The sequence below is a fragment of the Allomesorhizobium aridi genome (assembly GCF_043769475.1).
Classification (GTDB): Bacteria; Pseudomonadota; Alphaproteobacteria; order Rhizobiales; family Rhizobiaceae; genus Allomesorhizobium.
Map to the genome: position 1 here is coordinate 55,928 of NZ_CP171729.1, position 22,155 is coordinate 78,082.

The window sequence follows — 22,155 nt, forward strand, 5'->3', positions numbered from 1 at the left end:
GCGTACCTCGGGTATTTGACGGCGACCGGCCGCGCGGCCAAGGGTGAAGGTGGGTCGTGGGAGCCAGTCACTGGCCTAAAGTGACCTGCCACGGGTAATTTCCTCCATTGGGATTAGAGTCCCGCCTCATTTGAGGATGGATTGATAAAGAGAAAGCGGTTTACGGAAGAGCAGATCATCGCGGTTCTGCGCGAGCATGAAGCGGGGGCCAAGGCGGGCGATCTGGCCCGCAAGCACGGAGTCTCGGCAACTGGAAGGCCAAGTATGGCGGGATTGACGTCTCCGACGCCAAGCGGCTGAACCACCCAGGCAATGCGTGCCATCTTGGCGGCAAGTGCGACGACGGCCTTGTTCGGATGCATGCGAGACTGAAGCCCGTTGAGCCAGCTTCCCAGGCGATCGTGCGTTCGGTCCAGATGCCGAAAGCAGGATCGCACTCCATGCACCAGGAGCTTTCTCACATAGCGGTTGCCGCGTTTGCTGATGGCAAGCAACGTCTGTTCGCGCATCTCGTCCCTCAGGTGATCCGTGGCCAGCGAATCCAACTTTCCGGGTTCGGCAGAGCTCACTCGGGGCTTGCTATGCTTCCTCGAGGGCAATGGGTCGTGGGCTGCCGTAATGCATGTGAACTCTGGCGGCGGCTGAAGACAAAGGGCTTTCGCGGACGCCCGGGGCTTCGTCAACGAATGCGCAAGACGACGTGCCGAGCAGTCATCCAACCAGCAACTCCACACGGTGTCGTCGGCCAGAACAATCGCACAGTTGATGACGATGGCGGGATTATCTGAGCAAGACCGACACCACGATGATCGCTGCCATCGAAACGGGCGTGCCCATGCTGGTGGAAGCGCGTGACCTGATCGCCGGCTTCCATTCCAGGATCCGCAAGAAGGTGCCCGACAATTTGGAACCGTGGATCGCTGACGCAAGCAAAAGTCTCATCGCGTCTTTCGCCAAAGGCATCATCCGCGACCACGCTGCCCTCCGCTTCGCGATTACCGAACCGTGGTCCAACGGACAAACCGAAGGCCAGATCACCAACATCAAGCTGGTGAAAAGCCAGATATAAGGGCGGGGAGAGCTCAATCTTTTGCAAGCCAGGCTGATCGGCGCAACATGAGGTCAAACTCCATCGAGAGTGCATCAGACCCGAAAAGCGCTCCCAGCCCTTGTGCGCCTAGACGTCCCGACGACGACCATCGCCGCACTCGTTCTTTCCCTCAATCGTGATTGTCCATTCCATCGCCATCTCTTTCTTTACGGGGCAAAGCGACACTGATGGACTGCTCCGGCCTAACAAACCGTATTTGACCAGAGAATCTACCGGTCTCATGTCGACTCGCGGATGATCTCGTGTTCGGTGACACGTTTGAGGGCGACCACGATTTCAAGCAAGACAGGCGAAGATGACTGTGTCGGGGATTCGACAAAAACCCGACAGTGGTGTCAGGTGTGCGGCCGAATTCCCAAAAAAGACAGACAGGTGTTCCTTTGTGCTCTCATATAGGCATGTAGGCGCTTGAAAAATAGGTAGAAATGTTCTCGGCACGTTCCTGTGTGACTGGCACGATTTTTGCGGCTCCTTCGTCGCGAGTGGAATATTCATTCGCTCTTCAGCAGAGGCTTGGCCTCACAGGGAGATCTACAATGCGTGCGACGTGGAAGACGTTGTCCCACATTGACTGCGCCGCGTTCGCCGCCCCGTCAGAGAATTTGCAGAACCTTCAGCACGACAACACTGTTCAGACAAATCGAGCCACATCATCTTTCGAGTGTCAATGCGAATACTAGAAACTTCTAGCCTCCTCACCCCCAAAACCCGCGTTTCAACGCACCACTTTTGGCTTGTGTCGAACGTGGCAAGTCTGGAAGCTCGGCCGATATCACGCGAGATTTGATCTCATGCAGCTCGATACCCTTCCTGTCTTAGAAGGCAGCAGCATCATTCTCCGGGGAGCTCAGAGCCATGATGCTGAGGCTCGCTTGAAATTAGGCGATGCCTCGGAAATCCTGGAAATGCTCGGCGTCAGCCCGGATGCAGTCCGGGCTCCGACTCCGGAGAGCGCGGCAAGATGGGTTCAGAACCTTATTGATCATCCCAGGGCATGGGTGATCGAGACTGATCGGCTAATTGGTGAGGTGCGCCTCGATCGGATCGACATGCAGGATAAACGCGCCTCTCTGGCGATTGGGATTCTTGATCCAGCGTGCCTAGGGAAAGGCTTGGGAACTGAGGCAATCATGCTCGTGCTCGGCCACGCGTTCCGCGATTTGAAACTTCACCGGATCTCCATCCGGGTCCTTGCCTATAACGCAAGAGCCATCCGGTCTTATCAAAAGTGTGGTTTTCTGATCGAAGGTCGCGAGCGCGAAACGGCGTTTGTCAACGGCCAGTGGTATGACGATTTCATCATGGGGCTATTGGAACATGAGTTCAACCCCCCTCTGCCCTAGAGTACAGGACCGTTCTCCTTCTGCCTGGATCTGATGGGCTCAGCCTATGACGACGAAATAACACCTTAGCCAGCGGCTGCCTTGCAGCAGCTAATTGACCGGAATGGTCACTCTGATCTGGCAGAGGCAGATTGTTCCTATAGGGGCACCGTCAAGTTGGGGTCAGAACAAGAGCTCTCAAAATCGATCGGATGGAAGGCTCCCGCTCCGCCGGTGCTAGATAGGCATCGGTTAGGAATAGACAAACTGGGAGCGCTCGAATGGAAGAGATTTCTACCGTTGGCATCGACCTTGCGAAGTCGGTGTTGCAGATTCATGCACTTGGGGAATTAGCCTGCGAGCCAATTGAGCACGAGGCGGGTTGCTGCGATGCCGATCATCGTCTCTGCAAATCACAAGTGCCAGCCTCGCAGCCGGAGCGTCGGTCGCGTGAAAGCCGCTGCATAGAGTACGCGATCATTCAAGGCGGCGCCAAGGCCGCTACCGATTACCGTCACGAGGTGCAACTGTCGAAGGAGGATAGCAAGGCCGCTTAATGGCCTTCGTCTTCGTTATTGGTGAGGCTGTGGCGGCGTCGGCCGCCTTCTGGTGTGAGACTATGCGCTTTACCAGGGCGAGGAGATCGAAATGCTAGTTTTCGCATTTGGGTCCATTCAGTAAATCGAGAATCACACCTCCGCCGCATCCGCAGATAACTGGGTAGCCAGAAAAGGACGCAGATATGTCTGTCGAAAAAGTGGATACGCTTGTCGTTGGCGGCGGCCAAGCGGGAGTGGGTATGAGCGAACACCTGAGCAAGTGCGGGGTGCCTCATCTAATCCTTGAACGCGGCCGGATTGCCGAACGCTGGCGCTCGCAGCGGTGGGACTCCCTGGTTGCCAATGGCCCGGCCTGGCATGACCGGTTCCCGGGCATGGAGTTTCCGCGGACCGGTCCCGATGACTTTGCCCCCAAGGAGGAGGTCGCCGACTATTTTGTCGCTTATGCAAAGCAGATCAATGCGCCGATCCGCTGCGGCGTGGAGGTCAAGCTCGTGCAAAGAAATGTCGGGCGGCCCGGATTCCGCGTCGAGACGTCGGACCGTGTGATCGAAGCCAACAGCATCGTCGCCGCGACCGGACCTTTCCAGATCCCCGTCATTCCGCCCGTCGTCCCTCGGGAAGCGGGCATGCTGCAAATCCATTCCAGCGCGTACCGCAACCCTGAGCAACTGCCGAAAGGCGCGGTGCTGGTGGTTGGCGCCGGATCCTCGGGCGTGCAGATCGCGGACGAACTCCAGCGCGCTGGCAAGCGCGTCTACCTCTCGGTCGGCCCTCACGATCGCCCGCCGCGGGCCTATCGCGGGCGCGACTGCTGCTGGTGGCTGGGCGTCCTCGGCAAGTGGGAGGCCGAGGCCCCGGGACCCGGCACCGAACACGTCACGATCGCGGTGACCGGCGCGCGCGGCGGCGAGACGATCGATTTCCGTCGTCTGGCCGCGCAGGGGCTTACCCTGGTTGGTATGACCAACGCGTACCAGGACGGCGTGATGAGCTTCGCGCCCGATCTGGCGAAAAACATTGCCCGTGGCGACGCCAGCCTGATGTCGCTGCTGGATGAAGCCGACGCCTATGTCGCATGCAACGGGCTCGATCTTCCGGAAGAGCCCGCGGCCCGCAGGATCGACCCGGATCCGGAATGCATGAGTGATCCGATTCTTGAGCTCGACCTGGCCGAGGCCGGGCTATCGGCAATCATCTGGGCGACAGGCTTTGCAGTCGACCACAGCTGGCTGAAGGTCGATGCCTTCGACGAGAAGGGCCGGCCAAGGCACCAGCGCGGCGTCTCGACCGAGCCGGGGATCTATTTCCTGGGTCTGCCTTGGCAGTCGCGAAGAGGGTCCAGCTTCATCTGGGGCGTCTGGCATGATGCCAAGCACGTGGCCGACCGCATTTCGACGCAGCGAAAATATCTAGCCTACCATGCTGCCGCGAAGCGCGAACCCGTTGACGCCTGACCAAAGCTGACGACCGCTGCGAGCCCGACCTGACGGAGACCAAGATGGCGCACACGCGAATTCGCACCTTCAACACCAAGAATACCTATCCCCGAGCAGAAGCTCGACAATGATTTGTGCCAGGGCGGTTGTCACGCGCGGCGGCCGGACCGTTCAGCGGTGGGCACCGATCAGTCAGCTGCGCCAGCGGCTGATCGGCGACATGACCATGCGCCGGTTCAGCCAGGAGACGCAGCGCAACTACGTCCGCGATGTCGGCCGGTTCGCGACCTTCCTTGGCCGACCGCCGGATACGGCCACGGCCGACGACCTGCGGCGGTTCCAGGTCTGGCAGCAGGATGACGGCGTTCCCGTGCCGACCATGAACAGCATCGTGTCGGCGCTAGCTTCTTCTTCACCCATACCGTCGACCGCCCGGACTGGCGCGCAAGCTCGTCCGGCTGGCGCATCCGCGCAGCTGCCCGTGGTCCTGAGAAGAGGTCCGCTACTACTTATCTCCACATCCGCAATATCCGAGGCGATAGAACCCAGCGGTAGGCTCGGCTTAGATGAACTCCTCGCACACGCGCCGCTCCGAAGAATGCGTGCTAGTATAGTTGGCCAGCGGCGTGCTACGGTTGCATCGATCTCGGCTTCCGCACGGCAAACTTATGCGAGAGGTAGGCCAGCCGGTGACGCCGAGACGCATTGAGGTGGTCAGTGATCTCACTCGATGAAGTCGGAGCGCACCCGCAACCGCCCGTGGCAGGGCAATGGTCGGTCAGATTCGGTCTCTATCTCCCCGGGGTGACGTACAACAAAGGTTACCGCTTGAAGGTCCGCGTGATCCATGAGGCGGATCAGTTCATCCGAGGGATAGATCCGAAGGAATTCTGGATGAGCTGGGTCAACGGATCGCCGCTTGACCTCTGGACAGCGACGGTGCCGCTCGTGGCTGATCCGGCACCGAGTCATTTCGGCCAGGTCGGGCGCTACGTCTACCGCTACCAGCTGCTCCGTTCGGACAGGCGACCGATCGCATTCTGGTTTCCGGATCCCTTCGCGCGGGAGACGGCGATCGGAACGCTGTCGGCGTTCACGATTGATCCACAGGCGCAGCCCTTCGCGTGGTCCGACGCCGCATTCGTTCCGCCGCACATCGACCAGATGGTCGTCTACGAACTCAACGTCCGGGAGTTCAATACGGACTTCGACGGCGTGACGAGGCAGCTCGACTACGTGAAGGGCCTGGGCGTGAACGTGCTCGAGTTGATGCCCATCTCGAACGTAAAGGAAGCGGTGGAGTGGGGTTATACGCCTCTCGACTACTTCGCGCCGGACGAGCGCCTCGGTGGCCCGCTCGCGTTCAAGCGTCTCGTGGATGCCGCGCATGAGCGCGACATCGCCGTGATCCTCGATTCCGTCTACGCGCATACGCACCCGGAGTTCACCTACAACCTGGTCTACGAGGCCTCCGGTGAGATGAACCCCATGCTCGGCCGGTTCGAAGGAGAGTTCTTTCAGGACTGGGCCGGAACCGACTTCCGGAAGGCATTCACGCGTGACTACTTCATCACGCTGAACAAGTACCTGATCACCGAATACCACGTCGACGGATTCCGATACGATTACGTCCCCGGCATGTACGACGGCCCTGCCGGTCAGGGGTACGCCGACCTGGTCTACCAGACTTACCAATACTCGAAGTCGATCACTCGGTTCCAGGCTGCGAGCGGCGAGCGCCGGATCATCCAATGCGCGGAGCATCTCCCCGATGCGGCGGGAATCATGGCGCAGACGCACTCGAGCTGCGCCTGGCAAAACGGCCTGCTTGATCGCGCGAGAGAGATGGGGCGGGGCGGCTACGTCACCGAACGGCTGGCCCATCAGCTCGATCCGGAGTTCCTGGGCTACCCCTCGGAACACACGGCCGCCGGTGACACGTTCGCCGTCGCGCCGTTTCAGTACTTCGAATCGCACGACCACGGCCGCTTCATCAACCAGTTCGGGACGATGAACCTGCGCGACCTGCTCGGCGAGCGATACGGGAACAGGGACCGGTTCTACAAGATGCAGCCATACGTGATTGCGCTGTATACCGGGAAGGGGATTCCCATGCTGTGGCATGGGCAGGAGTTCGCCGAAAACTGGGGCGTGCCGCCCGGAGGATTGGGGCGCAATCTGTTCGAGCGTCCGCTGCACTGGGAGTTCTTCTACGACGAGGCTGGCAAGGCGCTGGTGCGCCTTCACCGCATCCTGGGAACGCTGCGCCGGACCCACCGTGCGCTCGGAAGCCGCGGGTACTATTACTACTACGACGATCAGGCCCACCTTCAGCGTGGGGTGCTCGCCTACAGACGCAAGGCGGAGGCTGAGGGCGCCGGCATTGCGGAGGATCTGCTCGTACTGCTGAATTTCTCCGATAGGGAGGCAGAGGTATGGCTGCCGTTTCCGACTGCCGGCACCTGGGCGGAAATGATCGACGGCACTCGTTCACCGATCGAGGTGACGCAGAACGGCCAATGGTTGCCGGCCGTCGTGCCATCAAACTACGGGAGCATCTACAAACGCACGTGAGGCGGTCGAAGAACCGGATAAGCGGTCCAACGTCTCACCGCGAGTTTCAAGCGTGCCGCCGGCAACTGGAGGTGCATCATGGCGAAACTGGGCATTGAGAAAACCGCCTTCACGCTGGACGTCATCGGCCGTTTCACATGCAATGCTGACCACGAAGCCCTGGCCGCGATGAGCCAGCCCTACGCACGCCCTTTCGACGTCATCGTCCTAGGCGGCGGTAGTTTCGGACCGATACTCGCTGAGAACGTCTACTTCGACGACAAGACCCACAGCCGGCGCGTGCTCGTGCTGGAGGCAGGACCGATGGTCCTCCCCGAGCACCAACAGAACCTCCCGGTGCTCGGGGGCGACATCGAGAAGCTCGTCCGCGATGTGCCTTGGGCCGCCGACCGGAAGCTCGGCTTCGCAGGTCTGCGGGTCATGCTGGGCGGCCGCTCGGCCTTTTTCGGCGGCTGGTCGCCCCAGCTCCTGGACAACGCGAAGCACACGGAGATGCCGCGCGACCGCTGGCCGGACGCGGTAGTGCAGGAGTTGAAAGACTTGTATCTTCCACGGTCCACCGAGCAGCTCGCCGTCGACGAGACGAACGACTTCATTTTCGGCCCGCTGCACGATGTGCTGCGGCAGCGCCTCGCCACCGGCATCGATGGCGGAAAGATCGATGAAGCCATCCCGCTAGACGATCTCGACCTCCATCTCAAGATCGATCCGGCCACGTCGCCGGCCGAACGGCGGTTACTCCGCCTCGAGGCTCCGCTCGCGGTACAGAGCAAATCGCCGCGCCCCGGTTTCTTCCCCTTCAACAAGTTCAGCACCGTGCCGCTGATCGTCCGTTGCGCACGCGAGGCGCAGTTCGAGGTCGAACGGCTGCTGAACGAGGATGGCTCTGAAGGGGACGACACGAAGAAGCGGTTCATGATCGTACCGCGGGTCGTGGTGACGAAGCTCGAGACTTCGCCAGCCCCGAACGGCGAGGTCCGCATTACCAAGATCAAGGCACGGCGTCGCGAGCAGAATGGCAGCGAGGTCCCCGTCGACTTTCCCGTGGAGAGCGGAGCCAATGTCGTGATCGCCATGGGGACGATCGAGTCCACACGCCTCGTGTTCGATTCTTTCCCAAGCCTGCCGAACGTTGGCAGCAACTTCATGGCCCATCTCCGCTCGAATGTCGTGATCCGCATCCCGCGCTCGTCTTTGCCGCCCAATCTGCCGCGCGAGCTCCAATCTTCGGCGCTCTTCATGAAAGGCGCCCACAAGTTCGCAGACGGGAGTTTCGGCTATTATCACCTGCAGATCACCTCGGCGGGTCTCGACAACTTGACCGATGACGACCACGTCGAACTCTTCATGAAAGTGCCAGATATCGATTTCTACGAAGACATGCTTGAAGCCGACGACCAGCACGTGGTCATCACGATCCGCGGCATAGGCGAGATGGAATCGCGCAATCCGGCCAGTCACATCAAGCACGTCAGCGACTCGCGCGTCGAGGCGACGATCGTCCCGAGTGCGCGCGACGAGGAGCTGTGGAAGGCGATGGACACTGCGTCCGATCAGGTGGCGCGCGTCTTCGCCGCAGGCCGGCAGTTCGAGATCCGGAAGGCCGATGGGAGCTGGATCACCGTGCCGTTCGCCGCGGACCTCCAGGACGATACGAACCTGCCGCTTACGTTCAGGGACCGGCAGGCCGGTGACACGCACATACCCGGCCGGCGCGACCGCCTCGGCACCACGCATCATGAAGCCGGCGGTCTGCACTTCGGCTCCGATCCCGCGACAACGGTCACCGATCAAGACTGCAAGATTCGCGGTGTGACCAACGCGTATGTTGCCGGTCCGGCGCTTTTTCCGACGATCGGCTCCCCTAACCCCATGCTCACCGGCACCGCCTTCGCGCGCCGGCTGGCGACGCATCTGATCGAAACCATGCCGCACCACGTGCCGGAAGTGGAGCCAGGCTTCACTCTGCTGTTCGATGGGCTGACGCTCCGAGGCTGGGTAATGTCGACGATCAGCGGCGAGCCGGGACGGCCGGGCCAATTCATCGTCGTCGACGGCGCGCTCGAGGGAACGCACGCGAGCGGTCTCGGTCTGCTCTGGTACACCACAGCAATGCCGCTGAACTACGTTCTGAAGTTGCAGTGGAAGCGCTTCCGCCATGAGGACAATTCCGGCGTACTGATCCGCTTCCCGGACCCGCGGAAAAAGGGCTACCGGAACACGGCCTGGGTCGCGAGCCACTTCGGGTACGAGGTGCAGATCGACGAGCTCGGCGTCGGGAATCCGAACGGCGCGAACAAGTTCCGCACCGGCGCCATCTACAATGAGGAGAATCAGAGCTTTTCACTCAAGCCTGCAAAACCGGCCGGTGAGTGGAACGACTACGAAATCCGCGTCGACGGCAACCGTTTCAAGGTTTTCCTCAATGGCCAGCAGGTGACGGACTTCACGAATACCGATCCGAACCGGGGTCAGCCGGCGAACAGCCACATCGGCTTGCAGATCCACCCCGGCTCGCGAGTAGCGTTCCGTAACATTCAGATGAAGGCACTCTGATGAGCGCCGGAAACTCCTATCCCTATTCGGAGTGCACTTTCCTGCGCATGAGTCGGGGCTCAAGATGTCGGCGGCGAACCGGCGGCCGCGACTCGTGACGAACTCGTAACCATCGCCAAGAGCGCTGGCGTGCTGACGCGCTACGGTGTTTAAGGAAACGTCGCTATGGCTAATCCGGTGAACGCGCAGCTTGGGCCTTGTGACGATGGAAATAACCTCCGGTCAAACCCGTATGCGCTAGCCGGCACGAAAGCATCGGTCCCTCGGACGGGTGGCTGCACGTCGCTCTGGAATGTCGCGCGTGACACGTAGAGGAGCGCTTCCGGAGCCGGTCTGGTGAGCGTCCGCTGAGCGTCAGTTCCTGAAGTCTCCTGGCCCGCGTGGGTGTCCGCGTTCGGTGTGGTTAGCGGACAAAAGCAAACTGCCGGGCGTCGAGACCGGTCATTGCGAGGCCAGCCGTCGCTTCGGTACTCGCGCCTGGAATGAACATTACAAATTGGCGTCGCCGGGAGGGATTCTGAACGATCTCATTGAGATCGCACATCACAAGCGGATTAATCGCGCCTGCGCGAGAGCGCGGTCATTGGACGATTGCAGCTTCGACGCCTCCTACGGGCGGTGGCAGGAAGTGCGTCGAAGCCGCCTAGAGTCCTCGAAGCTGCGATCCTCCCATACAGTCCTGTTCGAAGCGAGCGCCTAACTTCGTCGGCGTCGCACACACTACGACAGCCGCTCCGACTGCGCTCTCACGTCGTTCAGATGCCGCACGATCTCCGTCGTCTTGCGGATGTCCGCTTCGCCGAGAGCGACGCCCCTTCGCGGATGCGATCGAAAGGAGCCGGACGTTGAGCTCGCGGTAGCGCGCGTCGCCTCTGGGCGTCAGCTGTACAAGCTTCGAGCGCCGGTGCTTCGGATTGTCGATGAATTTGACAAGTCCCTCGGCCGCAAGCTCATCCGCCAGCCGCTGCATGCGCTAACGGCTGGTGGGTCGGATCTGGGCGATCTGCGGCACGGTCAGCGGACCAAGCAACGCGAGGCTTCGCATGAAGCCGAATGCACCGCGCCGATCAGGTCTGTTGGTCACGGCATGATCGTCCCAAGGGTCTTGCCTCATAGCGAATAATCTAAAGTCAAGTTCTCGGTACAAAGCGACCGTTCGTCTTATGCCGACTCAAGGGCAGCTCAGGGTCATGGGCGCTGGTTGCGGTGAAGGTCGGTTGTCGGAAAGCAAGCCCGCGCGGGAGGATCTCGAAACGGGGTCCGGAAGCCGCCCTGTAGGGTTGCACTCGAAAGTCGCAGCTAACAACATGTGGAACTCGTGCAGGGTAATAAATCACTATTATGCGGGCACCAAAAATGCCGGTATCAGGTCCGTGGTCCCGACGGTGGGGATGCGCCAATCGCCGTCGACCTTACCTGCTTATGGGCCTCTAGCTCAAATGGGCGGACGCAGTTTGGCCTTGCCAAAAGGCTAGGCAGACCTGTGATTTGCCGGGTGTTGCTGAAAGCTGGCTTTGCCAGCCGCCAGTAGACCCGCAGGATGCGCACAAGCTGCGCCGACAACATCACCGTGCGGTCCTTGCCGCCCTTGCCGTGCTCGACCCGGATCACGCCGCGTCCGCTGTCGATGTCGCCGACCTTCAGTCCGACAGTCTCCGAAGCGCGAAGGCCCGCGGCATAGGCCGTCGTCAGGGCGGTGCGCGTCTTCAGGCTCGGCACCGCCTCGAGAAAGCGGACAACCTCGTCGGCGCTGAGAACCACCGGCAGCGTGCGTGGAGCGCGTGCATAGGCGATCCGCTCAGGGATGTCGGCATGAGCGAACGTCACGCCGTAAAAGAACCGCAGCGCGCACACCGTCTGGTTCAGCGCCGGCCACGAGATTCCGGTAGAGACCAGATGCACCTGGAAGGCGCGCACATCCTCCAGGTCAAGCCGGTCCGGGGATCGGCCAAAGTAGCGGGAGAACTTCGCTACCGCGTGCACGTAGGATCGTTGCGTGGCCGGCGTCAGATTGCGGATCGTCATGTCCTCGATCATGCGCCGGCGAAGCGGGCTCATCTCGGCCATCTTATTGCTCCTGTTCTCAAGATTGCGCTTCAACAGCAGAAATCCTTCAAAACAGAAGCCTCATCCGCAAACCGACCCGCCAAATGCCGCGTCAGCGGCTTCGTTCAATCCTGAATCTCGTCAGACGCGACACGCTTTAGAGGCCGGCGTTCGCCCGCCGGTAATGCGCCTGCAATGACCTGTTCAGGCCGGGTTTACGGGCGCGCCGTAAGTTTTTACCCTCCGTCAAAGCGTCGAGCCAAAGGCGTGCAAGCGATCCATAGCGTGGATGTATGGCATTCAAACGATCGATTTTACGAATTAGCGGGCATGCTCCATTAGAAGAACAACAATTGACCGAAAGCAAGTACGCCGACACCTGCTGCCGGCGACTTTCTTAGTTATGGGCGAGTGCGGCAGATCGGCCGAAATCGATCCAGCGAATGATTCTAGAAGGGCACCATTTTCACATCGTTGCTGCGGATACCTACGGCTGACCAACGTGCCTAAGGCCTTAGTTCATCCAATTAAGCCGGGAATTCATCAGGTCTTCTATGCCGCGACACTTTCGAGCCGATGTCCGCGCCTTGCGGGGTCTAGCTGTCCTGCTGGTTGTCCTTTATCATACCCAAATCGCGCCGTTTGGTTATCTCGGCGTTGATATTTTCTTCGTAATTTCGGGCTTTCTGATCACCGGCCTCATCGCGACCCAGCTTGAGCAGTCACGGTTCAGCTTTTGGGAATTCTATTATCGTCGTGCGAAGCGTCTGTTGCCCGCGGCCTATGTGGTCATTGCGCTCGCGACGATCGCTGCACCCTTCTTCCTGTCAGATGTGGGCCTGCGGGACTTCCGAACTCAGGTCCTCGGGGCGCTCACATTCACCGGCAACATCGTTCTCTGGACTCAGGCGGACTATTTCGGCGGATCCGCCGAAACGAAGCCTCTCCTGCATTTCTGGTCGCTCGCTGTCGAAGAACAGTGTTACCTGCTGCTTCCTGCTTTCCTGGCCTTGGCTCCCAAGAGATGGTGGCTCACAGCGGTTAGTTCGCTCCTGGTTGCCAGCCTGGCACTGTGTCTCTTCGTGGCCTTTCGTCACCCATCCGCTGCATTTTATCTTTTGCCGACCCGCTTTTGGGAAATAGCGATTGGTTCGCTCGGGGCATTGCTTCCCGCCAGCGCTCGCGTGGCTGCCAAGTTTGCGGCGCTGCGCCTCCCGGCGCTCGTGCTTATCCTCCTTATTCCCATTGGACTTTCTGGTTCGCAGAACCCGATCGTGGATGCCGCTTTGGTCTGCTTGGCAACCCTGATCCTCCTGCTGTCGCCCAGCAGGGATAATGTGGCGGTTCGAAGCATGGCGAGGATCGGGGATATCTCGTACTCGCTCTATCTGGTCCATTGGCCGGTGCTTGTATATGTGCGGGCTGCTTGGCTGGCAGAGCCTCCTGCGCTTGCGATCTATGCGGCAGTTGCCTTCTCAGTTGTAGCGAGCTTAGTTCTTCACCGTTTCGTGGAAAAGCCGTTCCGGCAGGGATCTCGTCGCATCTCGTGGACGGATGGCCTCAGGACTCGTTGTCGCAACGGTTCTTCTCGGCTTCGCACCGTCAGTCGACATTGGCGCAGCCGAAAGTAGGGTTGGCTTTTCCGAGAGCCGACGGATCAATTACGGTCTGGGAAGGGCATGTGATCTCACATCTGGATCGCCTCCTCAGGGCATTCCGGAGGCCTGCCAGACGACGGACAGGCCCGAATTGCTGGTCTGGGGCGATTCATTTGCCATGGCACTGGTTCCCGGCTTGGCCAAAACGGTCGGAGAGGCCGGCCTGGCTCAGCTCACAATGAGCGCGTGCTTCCCCGCCATCGGCGTTGCTGCCTTCTCCAAGCGCGCAGCGTCTCCTTCCTTCGCCGAGGACTGTATTCGCTTCAATGACAGTGTTTTGGGTATCCTGAAAAATCGGCCGGGGATAAGGACCGTTGTCATTTCGAGCCCATTTGACGCCCCTGACTCCAAAGACTTCATGCTGCTTAAGAGGCGTGACGGGACATTACTGGAAGTTGAAACTTCGGTAGATGGAGCCGTTGAGGGTATCAAGTCTCTCGTCGAGGCCGTTCGCGCTTTGGGCAGGCGAGTGGTCGTAGTTGCTCCCCCGCCAGTCGCAGGCTTCGATATCGGCGATTGCCTTGAGCGAAAGGTGAGGGGAAGTCTTATGCTCGGGCGGCACAGTGATTGCAAAATTTATGTCATCGATTACCGCCGGATGCGATCCCGCACTCTCGAGCTCTTGAACCAGGTGGCCGTGAAAGCTGACGTAGAGGTTGTCTCTTACCACGACGTTCTCTGCGACGACACAAAATGCAGAACTGAGATCGATGGCAAATCCCTCTACCGGGACAGCGGCCACCTTTCCTATGAAGGATCAGAGATCATCGCTCGAAAGACAAGACTTGCTGAGAGGCTGATCAGGGCTGCTCGCTAGAGCATTTTCGACATGGATACTGTTTCAAGACGAATTTTTTAGGCGGAGTGAACCGCGAGCACTTTCGCGTGGCCCGCAATGAAAAGCGCATGAGGATTTCGGACGCCCGCCGCGCCGACCTGAAAGCGCACGAGGCGACGGCCCGCAAGGCTGCCAAGCGGAACGCGTTCCCGCACGGCGCGGATGATGAGCCGATCCGTTCCGGAGATCCGGCCGCAATGCAGCGGATTGTTACCCGCATTGAGGAATTGGCGCTTTCCATCGACCGGATGAAGGCCGCCAACGGGGAAAGAGCTTTCCAGCGAAGAGTGTCAATCGGCGTCCAAAAATTTGCCGCCGAAAATGTCGCCATGCTCCTACAAGCCAAGGAGAACAAGCCGTGAAGTTCTCTGATTGTTCCGCGAGTTGACCAAAATCGCAGCTTCGGGCCGATTAGGCCTACTTGGCAGTAGACGTGCCGTTGATCTCGCCAGGAGCCGCCGGGTTTCACAATCCTCAAAACGGAGCGGGATGGCCACTCCGCCATCCAAACCCAACTCGAGTTTGCCTCCTCGTCGCGCGATGTAGATCCGGTAGTTGCGCGGGGGCTTCATCGTGGTTGATCCCCTATTCCGGCCACACTTTCGCGCAAGGCGTTTGAAGCCTGATACTGCCGCGCAATCGCCCAGCGAGCTGTCCCGCGACGGCGGCCGTCGCATCTGCGTCCTCTGAACTAGGCAGCCGATATCAGTCGGATTGAATGCCGCCTGGCGGAGCCCGTCAGATTGCTATTCAATATCCTGCTGAGCTGCATACCGCTTGCCTATTCGGGTCGTGCGGAGATGGCTCAATTGCCACCTCAAAGCCCTCAATTTCCTGCATCACTTTTCCGGCGATACCTTGCAAGTCGCCGTACATCCCGACGGTCGATTCGATAACGCCTTGTATCTGAGCCTCCCGCTTGGCCCACAGGCGTGTAGTAGCCTTCGTTCCTTGGCTAGGTCCTCCTGCACATCAGAGAACTTTTCGACGATGGCCTCGACGCGATGGCGGAACCGGGGACCGGTCAGATAGCCATAGACCTGCTCCATTTTGGACGCCTGGCCGTCCTGAGCGAGGCGGGAGTTGGCCAGCTCGATGAGGGATTGCCGGAGCATGATGGCGATCGGAATCGAGAGCTTGGCGTCGGTCGGGAACATGACGTTCTTGGGCTGCACGGTGGTGTCAACGAGACCCGGCGCGTATCCTGCGGCTTAATTGCCCCGGTCTTGACGGCGACCGCCAGGCTTTCCTGCAGCAGGGCTGCAATCCGCTCCTCGCCCATGCGGCTCCGCCAGCGCGTCATCGAGGAGCGGTCGAACGGCAGCTCGTGGCGGAAGAACTCCTCGCCGCATAATACTGGAAGTACGGGTTCTCGATCCAGCGCGCACACAGCACCTCGTCCGACAGGTTGAAGGTGTGCTTGAGGATGGCGAGCCCGCCCATCAGCCGGCAGCGGTGGCATTCCAGGCCCGTCGCAATAGACCTCGCCGAAGCGCGCCTCCAGCACCGGCCACTAGTTGGTGCGGGCCAGCCGCACCAACTAGTCCCTATGATTGCTGGGCCTGAAGGTGGCCGGTCATCCGATATGCAACGGTACGAGGGTTAAGCCGGCTGGCCGGCGCAGAGCCTCATGCATAGGAGACGGGCCATATGGAACCTATCAGATTTGTCGGTTTGGATATTCACAAGGAGCGGATTTCGATCGCGGTGGCAGAGAGCGGACGCGGTGGGTCGGTGGAATATTTCGGCGAGATTGCCAACGACCCTGATGCCATCAACAAGCTATGCGATCGTCTGGGGCGTTCCGGCAAGCCGCTGGCGTTTTGCTATGAGGCCGGCCCGTGCGGTTATGGCGTTTATCGCCAACTCACAAGCCTGGGCCATCGCTGCGACGTGGTGGCGCCATCGCTGATTCCGAGAAAGCCTGGCGATCGGGTGAAGACAAACCGTCGCGACGCCACCATGCTCGCCCGCCTCAATCGGGCCGGAGAGTTGACCCCCGTCTGGGTGCCCGATACCGATCAACGAAGCCATGCGCGACCTGATCCGCCTGCGCAGCGTCGTGCGACAGGTGGTGACGCGAGCGCGTCAACATCTTCAGGGATTTCCACAGGAAATGCTAGTTTTCGCATTTGGGTCCATTCAGGAAATCGAGAATCACACCTCCGCCGCATCCGCAGAAAACTGGGTAGCCAGAAAAGGACGCAGATATGTCTGTCGAAAAAGTGGACACGCTTGTCGTTGGCGGCGGCCAAGCGGGAGTGGCTATGAGCGAACACCTGAGCAAGTGCGGGGTGCCTCATCTAATCCTTGAACGCGGCCGGATTGCCGAACGCTGGCGCTCGCAGCGGTGGGACTCCTGGTTGCCAATGGCCCGGCCTGGCATGACCGGTTCCCGGGCATGGAGTTTCCGCGGACCGGTCCCGATGACTTTGCCCCCAAGGAGGAGGTCGCCGACTATTTTGTCGCTTATGCAAAGCAGATCAATGCGCCGATCCGCTGCGGCGTGGAGGTCAAGCTCGTGCAAAGAAATGTCGGGCGGCCCGGATTCCGCGTCGAGACGTCGGACCGTGTGATCGAAGCCAACAGCATCGTCGCCGCGACCGGACCTTTCCAGATCCCCGTCATTCCGCCCGTCGTCCCTCGGGAAGCGGGCATGCTGCAAATCCATTCCAGCGCGTACCGCAACCCTGAGCAACTGCCGAAAGGCGCGGTGCTTGTGGTTGGCGCGGGATCCGAGGCGCTGCGTCTCCTCGTGCTGACTGGCGAAGGCGCCTGTGTTCGACACGATTGAAATCGCTTCCAGCTACATGGATGCGGCGGAAACGGACACGTTACGCCAGAAGGTCAACCAGACTTCAAACTCTACGATTGCCCCCGGTGCATGTCGGATGGCGAGTTTCAAACTCGACGCCGATTTCATCGGCGTCAGGCTTGCGGCCACTGCCCACGACTCTCTTGCCGCAGACCAGTTTACGGGTGCGCCGAACGAATACGCTAGGGCGCGCCGGTATCTGTCGAACTTCGCCAGCGCCTCGACCGTCTCAGGGAGACTAGACTCGGAGATCCCGGAGAGATGGAAGCCGCCAAACACGCTATAGAGCCGGATATGCGGAAACCGTCCCTGGGCGTGCGTCAGTACGTTGATCAAACCGGCTGCTGGTCGTTGCTGTCCGTGTGATAAACACTGCTCGCATTTTCCGGGTCGGTCATTCTTTCCGCTGGCCAGTGAAGGTCAGCAGCAGCTGGAAGATGTTGATGAACCTGAGGTAGAGCGAAAAAGCTCCGAAGATGGCGAGCTTCTGCAGCGATTCCTGGTCGAAATTCTCCGTATACTGTTCCTTGATCGTCTGCGTTTCCCAGGCGGTCAGCCCGACAAAGACGAGAATGCCAATCACCGAGACGGCGAATTGGACGGCGGTCGAGCCCAGGAAGAGATTGACGACGCCGGCGATCACCATGCCGATCAGGCCCATGATCAGGAACGAACCGAACTGGGAAAGATCACGCTTCGTCTCATAACCGTAGAGGCTGGTTGCGCCGAACATAGTGGCGGCGATGAAGAAGGTGCGCGCGATGCTGGTGCCGGTGAACACGAGAAAAACCGACGCCAGCGACAGGCCCATGACAGCACAAAAAGCCCAGAACATGGTCTGTGCGCCACTTGCCGATATCGATTGCATTCGGAAGGAGAAAAAAGAAAACAAAGGCCAATGGCGCCAGCGTCACCACCCATTTGAGCGGCGTCGAGAAGATCGGCACGAAAAGCGCTGGTGTCGTCCCGACGGTGTAGGCGACAAGGCCGGTGACGACGAGGCCAAGGCACATGTAGTTGTAAACGCGCAGCATGTGCTGGCGCAGACCTTCGTCGATCAGGGCGCCGGCGTGGCTGCGGGCGGTTTCACGACGATCTCCTGGATTGGGCTTCTTCATGTGAATGGTCCTTTTTGGGATCAGTAGTTGCGACTAGTAGTGCGTATCTGAAGAGCGATTGCCGCCCGATCGAGGGCGCGAGTGTTGGCCTTGGCCACAGGGAGTTTCCGTGGCAGTCAGCGGCCCGAGATCGGCATTGGCGGATGCAGTGTTGCTGGCCTTAGCGAAGCCCCGGGTTTCTCCACGCGGCAACCCTTCCTCGTGCGCCGATGCTATCGTCCGAGTTTCGCAGACCGGGTGGCTATACCGCCTAAGACAGCACGGAGAAGCATTCTTATTTCCTGTTCGGCGATCCCCGGTGCAATTCCTGATGCGGACAGTTGGACGAGAATTGTCTTGACGGTGCTGCGCCAGAAGGCATTCGCGTCCTCCCCGTTCTTGGATTCCAGGTCCCGGGCGATAGATTCGACCAATTTCCGCCGACGATGCAGCGGAAACGCGCTTATGTTTGAATCAGCCATCGATCAGCTTGCCCTTCAACCCCGCGAACAGGCATTGGCGGGTTAAAAAAATTCGTTAACAGCGCTTTTTTGGACATCCGGAGAATCGCTCGCCTGAACGGATAACGCGCTGAAAACCGCTCCGCGGGCCTCATTAGCCCACGAACCGGGCTTCTTCCCCTGCGAAGGCCTCACATGGGGGAGAAGGAAGGCGAAATGGGTCCTGGGCTCATCCTTCGCCCCCCAGCGGCCGGCCGACGACCATAATGGCGGGCTCGGGCGAAAGCAGCTTCTTGGCCGCTGCCTTGACCTGGTCGAGCGTCACCTGATCGATGAGGGCAGCGCGGCGCTGGATGTAATCGATGCCAACCTTGTCGAGCTGCCATTTGACGAGCGTGGCTGCAATCGAGCTGGAGGAGCCCAGTTTGCGGATGGCATAGGCGCCGATCAGATATTTCTTGCCCGCCTCGAGCTCGGCCTCGGTCGGCCCGTCTTGCGCCATCTGCTTCACCACCTTGCGCACCAGGCTGAGCGTCTCGGCGGCGCGGTCCGAGCGCGTCGCCGTGGTGACGACGAGCGCGTTGGAATGCTCGTAGTCGACCAGTGTGGAGCGGACACCGTAGGTGAGGCCACGCTTTTCGCGAACCTCCTCCCACAGGCGCGACGTGGAGGGCGCGCCGCCGAGGATCTCGTTCATCACCATCGCGGCGTAGAAGTCCGGCGCGTGGCGCTTGACGCCGGGAAAGGCCAGCTGCAGCGAGGTCTGCGGCAGGTCGTAGTCGACCTCTACCTGTTGGCCGAGCTTGGGATCGACATCGGCGACGGGGGCGAGCGTCTGCTTCTGAGGCAAATCGCCGAACAGCTGGTCGAGCTTTTTACTCACCGTCTTCGCATCGATGTCGCCAACCACCGACACACGCAGACCGTCGCGGCCAAAAGTGGCCTTGTGGAAGGCGCTGAGATCGGCCGATGTGATGGCAGCGAGGCTCTCTTGGGTGCCTTCCTCCGGCCGCGAATAGGGATGCGTACCGTAGATCGCGCGCAGCCATTTGCGCTCGGCGATCGCCTCAGGGTCGCGCTCATTGGCGATGATGCCGGAAAGCATCTGGGCGCGGGTGCGGTCGATCGGCGCCTGGTCGAAGCGCGGCCTGTTGACCGCGAGCCGAAGCAAATCGAAAGCGGCGTTCTGCTGCTCGGACAGCATGCGCATCGAGCCATAAATGCCGTTGCGCTGCGCGTGGAGGCTCATCTCGGCGCCGGCATCGTCGAGCTTAACCTGGAAGGCATCGCTGTCGAGATCGCCGGCGCCCTCGTCGAACAGGGCGGTCATCAGATTGGCGAGCCCCTCCTTGGCGGCCGGATCCTGCGTGGTGCCGCCATCGAAGACGAACTGGATGGCGATGATAGGCACGGCATGGTCCTCCACCAGCCAGGCGTTGACGCCGTTTTCAGATTTCAACTCCTGAATGTCCAGGCGTTGATCGCCGGCCAGAAGAGGCAGAGAATGGTGAGGAGAAGGGTCGCCAGCGGCGTGGCGAGGCATGCTGCCCTCCTTTCTCCATGGGGAGCGCGCCTGTGCAAAGACGCCACTGCGTTGGTTCATCATCACGTCTCCGTCTTGGGCAAGAGATAGCCCGTGGTTGAATGCTCGGGCACAAGATAGCGGGCGGCGACCGCCTTTACCTGGTCGGCGGTGACCTTGCGGATGCGGTCCGGCCGTTCCTCGACGTCCGGCACCTTGCCGCCGGTGACAAGCGTGGAGCCATACACATTGGCCATGTAGGCCGGGTTGTCGCGGGCGAAGATCTGCGAGCGGACATAGCGGTTCTTTGCCTTTTCCAGCTCGTCATCGGTCACACCGTCCTTGACGATGCGAGCGATCTCGGCATGGGCCGCCGCCTCCAGATCGGCGAGCTTGGCATTGCCGCGCGGCGAGCCGTAGATGGTGAAATTGGTGGCATCCAGCATGGTGCCCCCGAAATCAGCGCCGGCCCCGGCGGCAATACCCTTCACCACCAGCTGCTGGTAGAGCCGGCTGCGGTTGCCGCCGCCGAGGATCTCCGCCAAGAGGTCCAGCGCCTCGGCCTCGCCAGGTTCGGCCGTCCGATAGGACGGCACCACCCAATGTGTGGAAAAATCGGGCACCGAAACGCGGGGATCCCTCAACGTCACCGTGCGCCTGGTGTTCTGCTCCGGCTCGAGCGGGCGGATGCGCGGCGGTAGGGCGGGACCGCGCGCGACCTTTCCATAGGTCTTCTCGGCCTGCGCCTTCACCGTCTCCGGCTCGACATCGCCGGCCACCACCAGCACGGCGTTATTGGGCGTGTAATATTTGTCGTAGAAGGCCTGGGCGTCCGTGAGGTTCAGCTTCTCCATCTCCTGCATCCAACCGATGACCGGGATGCGGTAGGGCTGGTTCTGCCAGAGCGTCGCGGCGACCTCCTCGTGCAGCACGGCCTGCGGATCGTTGTCTATGCGCGATCGTCGCTCCTCCAGGATCACATCGCGCTCGGTCTTGATATCATCCTCCTTGAGGACGAGGTTGACCATGCGATCGGCCTCGAAGCGCATCATCTGCTCCAACGCCGAAGGCGCCACCCTCTCGAAATAGGCGGTATAGTCGTTGGAGGTGAAGGCATTGATCGAGCCGCCGATGGCCGACACGGCGCGGCCCAACTCGCCGGCGGCATGGTTGATGGTGGCCGCCTTGAACATCAGATGCTCAAAGAAATGGGCAATGCCAGATTTGCCCGGCGGCTCGTCGGCGCTGCCCACCTTGTACCACACCATATGGGTGACGATCGGCGCGCGGTGATCGGGGACACCTCCATGCCGTTGTCGAGCAGGAAATTCGTCGCCTTGCCGTCGCCGGTTGCGGCCAGAGCCGGAGCGGTGATCGCAGCAGGCATCCTGCGCAGCTCGTCAGACAGAAAATTCATCGATGGCTCCGGTGGTGGTGGGACGAGCGGCAAGGTTCGGGCAAATGAGTTTCAAGACGCTGCGTCCTGTCTCCCCGATCGTAGGATAGGATGGATCGGCGGGCAGCGCCGAGCCGGATGAGCAAACCGTCTCCATGTTGCCAGGCCTCACTCGAGCGTCACCCCCTTGGATTTATCCGGGAGACCCGCGGCGGCGGTGGCTATCGGTGAGACGATCATAGAATGATTTCTCCATAGTCCGTGACGTGTTTGCGAATGATCGCGCATGAACCGTGCCAAATGACAAACCCTTCAAACGCAAGGCGATGGATATGACTCTGCGACGTTGCCTTCCCGACATTGTCGGAGAGTGGACAAAGGGAAGCGCTTGCGGGTGGGGACGATATCTTGCTCTTGAAGACGCTCCGTCCTGTCTCCCCGATCACGGGATAAGATGCCCAGATTTCGGTTGTAGTGAACCTGACATTTTGTCTGCCGCTGTCAGGTTTTGGACACGCATCACGCTCTTCCAGCCGCCAGAAATAGCGGGCCATCCGCACGGTCCGAAGCGCCAAGGCCTGAGGGCGCGTGCGACACGCCGCATGGCGTCCTTCGATCCATCGATGCCACGCACCTCGGTGTTTGAGGTCGCCGCACTCCAGATCATATCGACCAGCGTTCAAGCTCGACCCGGGCATGCGAGCAGCATGATATCGTCGGGAATTTGACACCGGGCGAGCACAGGCCGATTGTCGGCCGT

The 22,155-nt window shown here is 60.5% G+C and carries 14 protein-coding genes and 6 pseudogenes; 14 read left to right on the top strand and 6 right to left on the bottom strand.

The window, feature by feature from the left end:
• Nucleotides 1-144 precede the first annotated feature (144 nt).
• The 8 genes and pseudogenes from ACG873_RS02155 to ACG873_RS02190 all read left to right on the top strand — a co-directional run.
• Nucleotides 145-299: pseudogene (locus ACG873_RS02155) on the top strand (transposase); the annotation flags it as partial.
• 506 nt (nucleotides 300-805) lie between these two features.
• Nucleotides 806-1,069: a hypothetical protein gene (locus tag ACG873_RS02160; RefSeq protein WP_394890176.1), complete on the top strand. Its 264-nt coding sequence runs from the start codon at nucleotides 806-808 to the stop codon at nucleotides 1,067-1,069.
• Between the two features lie 833 nt (nucleotides 1,070-1,902).
• Nucleotides 1,903-2,454 (top strand): GNAT family N-acetyltransferase, encoded by a 552-nt coding sequence (locus ACG873_RS02165; protein WP_394890178.1) that lies wholly within the window; start codon nucleotides 1,903-1,905, stop codon nucleotides 2,452-2,454.
• A 260-nt stretch (nucleotides 2,455-2,714) separates the two neighbouring features.
• Nucleotides 2,715-2,990 carry a hypothetical protein gene (locus tag ACG873_RS02170; RefSeq protein WP_394890180.1) on the top strand — a complete coding sequence of 92 codons (276 nt, stop codon included), beginning with the start codon at nucleotides 2,715-2,717 and terminating at the stop codon, nucleotides 2,988-2,990.
• Nucleotides 2,991-3,175: 185 nt separating this feature from the next.
• Nucleotides 3,176-4,450: a flavin-containing monooxygenase gene (locus ACG873_RS02175; RefSeq protein WP_394890182.1), complete on the top strand. Its 1,275-nt coding sequence runs from the start codon at nucleotides 3,176-3,178 to the stop codon at nucleotides 4,448-4,450.
• A 208-nt stretch (nucleotides 4,451-4,658) separates the two neighbouring features.
• Entirely contained in the window at nucleotides 4,659-5,141 is a 483-nt protein-coding gene (locus ACG873_RS02180) for a phage integrase N-terminal SAM-like domain-containing protein (RefSeq protein ID WP_394893813.1), read from the top strand.
• A 185-nt stretch (nucleotides 5,142-5,326) separates the two neighbouring features.
• Nucleotides 5,327-7,006, top strand: coding sequence for an alpha-amylase family glycosyl hydrolase (locus ACG873_RS02185; RefSeq protein WP_394890184.1), 1,680 nt, complete (start codon nucleotides 5,327-5,329; stop codon nucleotides 7,004-7,006).
• Between the two features lie 78 nt (nucleotides 7,007-7,084).
• Nucleotides 7,085-9,562, top strand: coding sequence for a family 16 glycoside hydrolase (locus tag ACG873_RS02190; RefSeq protein ID WP_394890186.1), 2,478 nt, complete (start codon nucleotides 7,085-7,087; stop codon nucleotides 9,560-9,562).
• Between the two features lie 1,365 nt (nucleotides 9,563-10,927).
• Here ACG873_RS02190 and ACG873_RS02195 read toward each other — a convergent pair.
• Entirely contained in the window at nucleotides 10,928-11,629 is a 702-nt protein-coding gene (locus ACG873_RS02195; RefSeq protein ID WP_394890188.1) for a tyrosine-type recombinase/integrase, read from the bottom strand.
• 566 nt (nucleotides 11,630-12,195) lie between these two features.
• Between ACG873_RS02195 and ACG873_RS02200 the strand changes: the two genes are divergently transcribed.
• The 3 genes from ACG873_RS02200 (at nucleotide 12,196) to ACG873_RS02210 (ending at nucleotide 14,466) form a co-directional block, all read left to right on the top strand.
• The gene (locus ACG873_RS02200; protein WP_394890190.1) at nucleotides 12,196-13,239 is read left to right on the top strand and encodes an acyltransferase family protein; all 1,044 of its coding nucleotides are present in this window, start codon (nucleotides 12,196-12,198) and stop codon (nucleotides 13,237-13,239) included.
• Complete coding sequence (locus ACG873_RS02205; protein WP_394890192.1) at nucleotides 13,163-14,083, top strand: SGNH hydrolase domain-containing protein; 921 nt, start codon at nucleotides 13,163-13,165, stop codon at nucleotides 14,081-14,083. Before ACG873_RS02200 ends, ACG873_RS02205 begins: the two co-directional genes overlap by 77 nt.
• 89 nt (nucleotides 14,084-14,172) lie before the next feature.
• Nucleotides 14,173-14,466, top strand: coding sequence for a hypothetical protein (locus tag ACG873_RS02210; protein WP_394890194.1), 294 nt, complete (start codon nucleotides 14,173-14,175; stop codon nucleotides 14,464-14,466).
• Between the two features lie 477 nt (nucleotides 14,467-14,943).
• On the opposite strand, the pseudogene ACG873_RS02215 reads toward ACG873_RS02210, so the two are convergent.
• Nucleotides 14,944-15,617 (bottom strand): annotated as a pseudogene (locus ACG873_RS02215) (DUF2130 domain-containing protein); the annotation flags it as partial.
• A 137-nt stretch (nucleotides 15,618-15,754) separates the two neighbouring features.
• Here ACG873_RS02215 and ACG873_RS02220 point away from each other — a divergent pair.
• The 3 genes and pseudogenes from ACG873_RS02220 to ACG873_RS02230 form a co-directional block, all read left to right on the top strand.
• Nucleotides 15,755-16,211: pseudogene (locus ACG873_RS02220) on the top strand (IS110 family transposase); the annotation flags it as partial.
• 103 nt (nucleotides 16,212-16,314) lie between these two features.
• A pseudogene (locus ACG873_RS02225) lies at nucleotides 16,315-16,856 on the top strand (flavin-containing monooxygenase); the annotation flags it as partial.
• Nucleotides 16,857-16,881: 25 nt separating this feature from the next.
• Nucleotides 16,882-17,205: a hypothetical protein gene (locus tag ACG873_RS02230; RefSeq protein ID WP_394890196.1), complete on the top strand. Its 324-nt coding sequence runs from the start codon at nucleotides 16,882-16,884 to the stop codon at nucleotides 17,203-17,205.
• Nucleotides 17,206-17,313: 108 nt separating this feature from the next.
• Here ACG873_RS02230 and ACG873_RS02235 read toward each other — a convergent pair.
• The 4 genes and pseudogenes from ACG873_RS02235 to ACG873_RS02250 form a co-directional block, all read right to left on the bottom strand.
• Nucleotides 17,314-18,037 (bottom strand): annotated as a pseudogene (locus ACG873_RS02235) (Bax inhibitor-1/YccA family protein).
• A 212-nt stretch (nucleotides 18,038-18,249) separates the two neighbouring features.
• The gene (locus tag ACG873_RS02240; protein WP_394890198.1) at nucleotides 18,250-18,498 is read right to left on the bottom strand and encodes a DUF6074 family protein; all 249 of its coding nucleotides are present in this window, start codon (nucleotides 18,496-18,498) and stop codon (nucleotides 18,250-18,252) included.
• A gap of 208 nt (nucleotides 18,499-18,706) precedes the next feature.
• A complete protein-coding gene (locus ACG873_RS02245) occupies nucleotides 18,707-20,020 on the bottom strand; it encodes a M16 family metallopeptidase (RefSeq protein WP_394890200.1) in 1,314 nt (437 codons plus the stop codon).
• Nucleotides 20,021-20,082: 62 nt separating this feature from the next.
• A pseudogene (locus ACG873_RS02250) lies at nucleotides 20,083-21,386 on the bottom strand (M16 family metallopeptidase).
• Nucleotides 21,387-22,155: the final 769 nt, after the last annotated feature.

What these genes read in the sequence shown, in the direction of transcription:
- ACG873_RS02240 (WP_394890198.1), bottom strand. Translation starts at nt 18,498, where the DNA reads ATGGCTGATTCAAACATAAGCGCGTTTCCGCTGCATCGTCGGCGGAAA.
- ACG873_RS02205 (WP_394890192.1), top strand. Translation starts at nt 13,163, where the DNA reads ATGGCCTCAGGACTCGTTGTCGCAACGGTTCTTCTCGGCTTCGCACCG.
- ACG873_RS02175 (WP_394890182.1), top strand. Translation starts at nt 3,176, where the DNA reads ATGTCTGTCGAAAAAGTGGATACGCTTGTCGTTGGCGGCGGCCAAGCG.
- ACG873_RS02170 (WP_394890180.1), top strand. Translation starts at nt 2,715, where the DNA reads ATGGAAGAGATTTCTACCGTTGGCATCGACCTTGCGAAGTCGGTGTTG.
- ACG873_RS02210 (WP_394890194.1), top strand. Translation starts at nt 14,173, where the DNA reads ATGAGGATTTCGGACGCCCGCCGCGCCGACCTGAAAGCGCACGAGGCG.
- ACG873_RS02160 (WP_394890176.1), top strand. Translation starts at nt 806, where the DNA reads ATGATCGCTGCCATCGAAACGGGCGTGCCCATGCTGGTGGAAGCGCGT.
- ACG873_RS02245 (WP_394890200.1), bottom strand. Translation starts at nt 20,020, where the DNA reads ATGCCTCGCCACGCCGCTGGCGACCCTTCTCCTCACCATTCTCTGCCT.
- ACG873_RS02185 (WP_394890184.1), top strand. Translation starts at nt 5,327, where the DNA reads ATGAGCTGGGTCAACGGATCGCCGCTTGACCTCTGGACAGCGACGGTG.
- ACG873_RS02165 (WP_394890178.1), top strand. Translation starts at nt 1,903, where the DNA reads ATGCAGCTCGATACCCTTCCTGTCTTAGAAGGCAGCAGCATCATTCTC.
- ACG873_RS02195 (WP_394890188.1), bottom strand. Translation starts at nt 11,629, where the DNA reads ATGGCCGAGATGAGCCCGCTTCGCCGGCGCATGATCGAGGACATGACG.
- ACG873_RS02190 (WP_394890186.1), top strand. Translation starts at nt 7,085, where the DNA reads ATGGCGAAACTGGGCATTGAGAAAACCGCCTTCACGCTGGACGTCATC.
- ACG873_RS02180 (WP_394893813.1), top strand. Translation starts at nt 4,659, where the DNA reads ATGCGCCGGTTCAGCCAGGAGACGCAGCGCAACTACGTCCGCGATGTC.